Source organism: Streptomyces sp. NPDC003943 (genome assembly GCF_053605265.1).
In genome coordinates this window covers 22982-28981 of sequence record NZ_JBSGIW010000097.1, presented here as the reverse complement: position 1 = coordinate 28981, position 6000 = coordinate 22982, and the positions used below count along the sequence as shown (strand labels likewise).

The 6000-nt window shown below is 72.6% G+C and carries 4 protein-coding genes; all 4 read right to left on the bottom strand.

All coding sequences use genetic code 11. The features are described from left to right. Positions 1–106 precede the first annotated feature (106 nt). Complete coding sequence (locus ACWEV0_RS30310; protein ID WP_453152861.1) at positions 107–3229, bottom strand: efflux RND transporter permease subunit; 3123 nt, start codon at positions 3227–3229, stop codon at positions 107–109. Positions 3230–3398: 169 nt separating this feature from the next. Further along, the gene (locus tag ACWEV0_RS30305) at positions 3399–4178 is read right to left on the bottom strand and encodes a response regulator (protein WP_453152860.1); all 780 of its coding nucleotides are present in this window, start codon (positions 4176–4178) and stop codon (positions 3399–3401) included. Then, positions 4175–5416 (bottom strand): sensor histidine kinase, encoded by a 1242-nt coding sequence (locus ACWEV0_RS30300; RefSeq protein WP_453152858.1) that lies wholly within the window; start codon positions 5414–5416, stop codon positions 4175–4177. The genes ACWEV0_RS30305 and ACWEV0_RS30300 overlap by 4 nt, the downstream gene beginning before the upstream one ends. Before the next feature lie 275 nt (positions 5417–5691). Next, positions 5692–5970, bottom strand: a complete 279-nt coding sequence (gene pspAA, locus ACWEV0_RS30295; RefSeq protein ID WP_453152857.1) for a PspA-associated protein PspAA — start codon at positions 5968–5970, stop codon at positions 5692–5694. Positions 5971–6000: the final 30 nt, after the last annotated feature.

The window sequence follows — 6000 nt, the reverse complement described above, 5'->3', positions numbered from 1 at the left end:
GCGAGCATCACGGCCTGGACGGCGCGGCGGCGGCCCCGGGTGGTGCGGGGGAGGCGGGGCAGGCGGACGCCGCGCATGGGTGGGACCTCCGGTCGTACAGCGGCGGTCAGACGCCCGCCGCCTCCTTCGGCTGCGGCGGGACCTGGGCCTCGCCGCCCGCCTTCTTCTCCCGCTTCGCCGCCTTCTTCTTCGCGCGGCGCTCCTTGCGGAGTTCGACCGTCGCGTAGAGCGTCGGCACGAGCAGCAGGGTCAGCAGCGTGGAGGTGATCAGACCGCCGATCACGACCACGGCCAGCGGCTGGGCGATGAAGCCGCCCTCGCCGGTGACGCCGAGCGCCATCGGGAGCAGGGCGAAGATCGTCGCCAGGGCCGTCATGAGGATCGGGCGCAGTCGGTGCCGGCCGCCCTCGACCACGGCCTCGATGACGCCGAGGCCCTGGGCCCGGTACTGGTTGATCAGGTCGATCAGGACGATCGCGTTGGTGACCACGATGCCGATCAGCATCAGCATGCCGATCATCGCCGGGACGCCCATCGCCGTGCCGGTCGCGACGAGCAGGCCGATGGCGCCGGTGGCCGCGAACGGGATGGAGACCAGCAGGATCAGCGGCTGGACCAGCGAGCGGAAGGTCGCGACCAGGAGCATGAAGACGATCGCCACGGCGGCGAGCATCGCCAGGGCCATCTTGCCGTTGGCCTCGGACTGGTCCTGGGAGACGCCGCCGATGGAGGCGGTGGCGCCCTCGGGCAGGTCGAGCGCCTTGATCTTCGTCTGGAGCTCGGCGCTGACCGCGCCGGTGTTGTCCGACGTCGGCTTGGCCGTGACGGTGGCGGCGCGGGCGCCGTCGATCCGGGTCATGGAGACCGGGCCGGGCACCAGGTCGACGTGCGCGATGTCGCCGAGCTTCACCGGGCCGAGCGGCAGCGCCTTCAGCTCGGCCAGGGTGGTGGCCGGGTGGGCGGAGGTGATCAGGACGTCCCGCTCGGTGTCGTCGAGGACCGCCTTGGCGGCCGGGGTGCCGTGCACCGCCTGGGCCACGACCATGCCGAGGGTGGTGTTGTCGAAGCCGGCGTCGGCCGCCTTCTCGTTGGCCCGGACCGAGATCCGCGGCACCGACTGGGACAGGTCGCTCTGCACGTCGGTGACGTTCTTCAGCTTGGCGACGGCGTCCTTGACCTGCTCGGACGCCTTCTTCAGGGTTGCCGGGTCGGCGGCCTTGACGACCACGCTGAGGTCCTGGTTGCCGAAGCCGTCACCGGCGGCGACGGTCGTGTCGCCGATGCCGTCGAGCTTGCCGAGCGCCTCGTGCAGGGCGTCGCGGGTCTTCTCGTACGAGGCGGAGTCCTCCAGGGTCACCTGGTACGACGCCTGGTTGGAGCCGGTGCCGCCGCCGAAGGCCGCCATGAAGCCGGAGGAGCCGACGGTGACCTGGTAGTCCTTGACGCCCTCGGTGGCCGCGAGGACCTTCTCGACCTTCTTCGCGGCCTCGTCGGAGGCGGCCAGGCTGGTGCCCGGGGCCAGCTTCTGCTTGACCGTCAGGACCTTCTGCTCGCCCTGGTCGAAGAAGTTGGTCTTCAGGAGCGGCGCCATGCCGAAGGTGCCGAAGAGGACCACGAGGGCGATGACGACACTGGTGACGCGGCGCCGGGTGGCGAACCGCAGCACCCGCACGTACGCGCGCTGCAGCCGGCTCCGCGTCTCCTTCTCCTCGGCCAGCCGGCGGGCCTCCTCCGGGTCCGCGGAGGTGCCCTTGGGGGCCCGCAGGAACCAGTACGAGAGGACCGGGACGACCGTCAGGGAGACGAGCAGCGAGGCGAGCAGCGCCGCCGTGACGGTGAGGCTGAAGGAGCCGAACAGCTCGCCGATCATGCCGCCGACCAGGCCGATCGGCAGGAACACGGCGACGGTGGTGAGGGTGGAGGAGGTGACCGCGCCGGCGACCTCCTTGACCGCGGTGACGATCGCGGCCTGCCGCTCCTCGCCGTAGCCGAGGTGCCGCTTGATGTTCTCCAGGACCACGATCGAGTCGTCGACGACCCGGCCGATGGCGATGGTGAGCGCGCCGAGCGTCAGCACGTTCAGCGACAGGTCACGGGTCCACAGCACGATCAGGGCGAGGACCACCGAGAGCGGGATGGAGACCGCCGTGACCAGGGTGGAGCGCAGCGAGGCCAGGAAGACCAGGATGACGAGGACGGCCATGACGAGGCCGAGCGCGCCCTCGGTGGTGAGGCCGGAGATCGACTTGGCGACGGCCGGGCCCTGGTCGGAGACGACGGTGAGCTCGGCGCCCGCCCCGAGGTCCTTGCGCAGCTCGGGCAGCTTGTCCTTGACCGCGTCGGAGATGGCGACGGCGCTGCCGTCCTTGTCCATGGTGGCCATGACGGCGAGGCTGGGCTTGCCGTTGGTGCGGGTCAGGGAGACCGCGGTGGCCTCCTCCTGCTTCACGGTGGCGACGTCGCCGAGGCGGACCGACCTGCCCTTCTCGGGCTTGATCCGCAGGTCCTGGATCTGCTGGAGCGAGGTGTAGCCGCCGCCGACCTGGACGGTGCGGCTCTTGCCGTCCTCCGAGAAGGCGCCGGCGGGCATGGTGCCGCCGCCGCCCCGGATCGCCTCGGTGAGCTTCATCGGGCTGAGGCCGGCCGCGGCGAGCTTGCGGTCGTCCGGGGTGACGGAGACCTGGAGGTCGCGGACGCCGTTGACGTTGACGTGGGCGACGCCGTCGATGTCCTCCAGGGCGGGGACGACGGTCCTGTCCAGCTGGTCGGCGAGGGCCTGCTGGTCCTTGTCGGAGCTGACGGCGAGCACGACCGTCGGGATGTCGTCGGTGGAGCCGGCCACGACCTGCGGGTCGACCGTGTCGGGCAGCTGGGCACGGGCCCGGTTGACGGCCTGCTGGACGTCGGCGACGAGCTGCTTGGTCCCCTCGTCCCCGTAGTCGAAGCTGGCCATGATGACGGCGTTGCCCTCGGAGGCGGTGGACGTGATGCCCTTGATGCCGTCGACGGCCTTGAGGTTGTTCTCCAGCGGCTCGACGACCTGCTTCTCGACGACGTCCGGCGAGGCGCCCTGGTAGGGGGCGAGGATCGAGACCATCGGCAGCTCGATGGAGGGGAAGAGCTGCTGCTTCAGCTGCGGGATCGCTATCGCTCCGAAGAGGAGCGCGACGAGGGACATCAGCCCGATCAGGGCCCGTTGCGCGAGGCTGAATCTGGACAGCCAGGACATGGGGACTCGTTTCTGTGGCGTACGCGGCAGGCGGGCGACCGGGCCGGAACGAAGCAGCCCCAGGTGTGCCCGCCTATACCTTCGGCCATGGACACGCCCCGTTCCTCGGCCCCCGGGCCCAATTCCTTACGGCGCGCATACCGCGTCTGGAGTACGCCGGAGCCGCCGGTCACTCCACCCTTGGACGGACAAGCCCCGACTCGTACGCGGTGACCACCAGTTGGGCCCGGTCGCGGGCGCCCAGCTTGGCCATGGTCCGGTTGACGTGCGTCTTGACGGTGAGCGGGCTGACGTCGAGCCGCTCGCCGATCTCGTCGTTGGACAGCCCGCCCGCGACGAGGACGAGCACCTCCCGCTCGCGGGCGGTCAGCGCGGACAGCCGCTCCGCGTAGCCGGGGGCCGACTCGCGGTCCGGGTCGGCGCCGCCGCCCTGCGCCAGGAAGCTGGCGATCAGGCCCTTGGTGGCGGCCGGGGAGAGCAGCGCCTCGCCGGCGTGCGCGATCCGGATGGCGCCGAGCAGCTCCTCCGGCTCGGCGCCCTTGCCGAGGAAGCCGGAGGCCCCGGCGCGCAGCGACTGCACCACGTACTCGTCGACCTCGAAGGTGGTGAGCATGACGATCCGTACGGCGGCGAGCTCCGGGTCCGCGGTGATCAGACGGGTCGCGGCGAGGCCGTCCGTACCCGGCATGCGGATGTCCATCAGGACGACGTCGGGCCGCTCGGCGCGGGCCCGGGCGACCGCCTCGGAGCCGTCGGCGGCCTCGGCGACGACCTCCATGTCCGGCTCGGAGTTCACCAGGACCTTGAAGGCGCTGCGCAGCAGGGCCTGGTCGTCGGCGAGCAGCACCCGGATGGGGCGCTCCTCCGGCGTCCCGGTCCCGGCCCCCGTGGTCCCGGTCTCGGTACCCGTGGTCCCTGTCCCCGTGGTCCCGGTCTCGGTACCCGTCATGCGTCGTCCTCCCCCGTGCGGCCGGTCACCGGCAGTATCGCCTGCACCCGGAAGCCGCCCCCGTAGCGGGGTGCGGCGGTGAGCGTGCCGCCGAGCGCGGTGACCCGCTCGCGCATCCCGACCAGGCCGTGGCCGCCGCCGTCCGGGGACGCCTGCTCGGGGACCGCGGGCTGCGGGGCGCCGTCGTCGAGGACGGTGATCTCGACCGTACGGCCGACCCGGAGCACGCTCACCTCGGCGCGGGCGTCGGCGCCGGCGTGCTTGCGGACGTTGGTCAGCGCCTCCTGGATGATCCGGTACGCGGCGAGGTCGACGGCCGCGGGCAGCGCGGCGCCGCCGTCGGTGCGGGTCAGCTCCACCGGCAGGCCCGCGTTGCGGAAGGTGGTCAGCAGGTCGTCGAGGACGGCGAGGCCCGACACCGGCTCGGTCGGCGCCTCCGGATCGCCGGACTGGCGGAGCAGCCCGACGGTGGCGCGCAGCTCGTCGAGGGCCGAGCGGGAGGCGGCGCGGACGTGTGCGAGGGCCTCCTTGGCCTGGTCGGGCCGCTTGTCCATGACATGGGCGGCGACGCCCGCCTGCACGTTGACCAGGGCGATGTGATGGGCGACCACGTCGTGCAGGTCGCGCGCGATCCGCAGCCGCTCCTCGGCGACCCGCCGCCGGGCCTCCTCCTCGCGGGTGCGCTCGGCGCGCTCGGCCCGCTCCCGGATGGCGTCCACGAACGCCCGGCGGCTGCGCACGGCGTCGCCGGCGGCCGCGGCCATCCCGGTCCAGGCGAAGACGCCCAGGTTCTCCTGCGCGTACCAGGGAGTGTCCCCGAAGAACATGGCAGCGCCGGTCAGCAGGGCCATGGTGGCGAGGCCGAGCCGCCAGGTGGTGGGCCGGTCGGTGCGCGAGGCGACGGTGAAGAGGGCGATGACGGCGCCCATGGCGACGGGGGCCGGCCGGGCGTCGCCGACCAGCTCGACGAGGGCGAACGCGGAGGTGGCGGCGAGCACCCCGATGGGATGGCGGCGGCGCAGCACGAGCGCGGAGGCACCGCAGAGCATGAGGACGATCCCGCCGAGCGTGGGCTCCCGGTCACCGAAGGTCGGCCCGTCGGGGCTGCCGTGCGGGTCCGTGAAGGAGGCCAGCACCATGGCGACGAACACGAGCACGGCGAGCACGGCGTCGAAGGCGAGGGGGTGGGCCCGGAGGCGGTACCGGGTCCGGGTGAGCAGGGTGCCGTTGGTCGTCACGACAGAAAACGGTACGGGGTCGGGGAAGGTCCGGGGACGACGCTGCCCCGTACCTTCGCGAAGGAAGGGACGGGGCAGCGGCTGGAGTGCCGGGCCGGCGGGCCGGCGGGGGCCGGGTAGCCGGTCGCCGAGATAGCCGACGGGCCGGGATGGCCGGGTGGCCAGGGTCAGGCAGTCGCCGGGGCAGCCGACTGGCCGGGTAGCCGGTCGCCGGGGTAGCCGGTCAGCCGAGGCAGCTGGTCGCCGGGGCAGCTGGTCGCCGCCGGGGTGGCCGGTCAGCCGGGGATGAGGCCGTCGTCGGAGAGCATCTGGCGGACCTCGTCCAGGGTCGCGTCGGGCGCCGGAAGGATCAGCTCCGAAGGTTCCAGGGCGTCGTCCGGCAGTGGCGTGCCGAGCTCCCGGACCTTGTCGAGCAGGGCGGCGAGCGTCCGGCGGAAGCCGGTCTCGTCGCCGCCCTCCATCTCTTCCAGGAGTTCGTCGTCGAGCTTGTTGAGCTCGGCGAAGTGACTGTCGGCCAGCTTGACCTGGCCCTCCCCCATGATCCGTACGATCATGACGTGCCGTCCTCCTGCTGCGAAGGGGCG

What these genes read in the sequence shown, in the direction of transcription:
- ACWEV0_RS30310 (WP_453152861.1), bottom strand. Translation starts at nt 3,229, where the DNA reads ATGTCCTGGCTGTCCAGATTCAGCCTCGCGCAACGGGCCCTGATCGGG.
- ACWEV0_RS30305 (WP_453152860.1), bottom strand. Translation starts at nt 4,178, where the DNA reads ATGACGGGTACCGAGACCGGGACCACGGGGACAGGGACCACGGGTACC.
- pspAA (WP_453152857.1), bottom strand. Translation starts at nt 5,970, where the DNA reads ATGATCGTACGGATCATGGGGGAGGGCCAGGTCAAGCTGGCCGACAGT.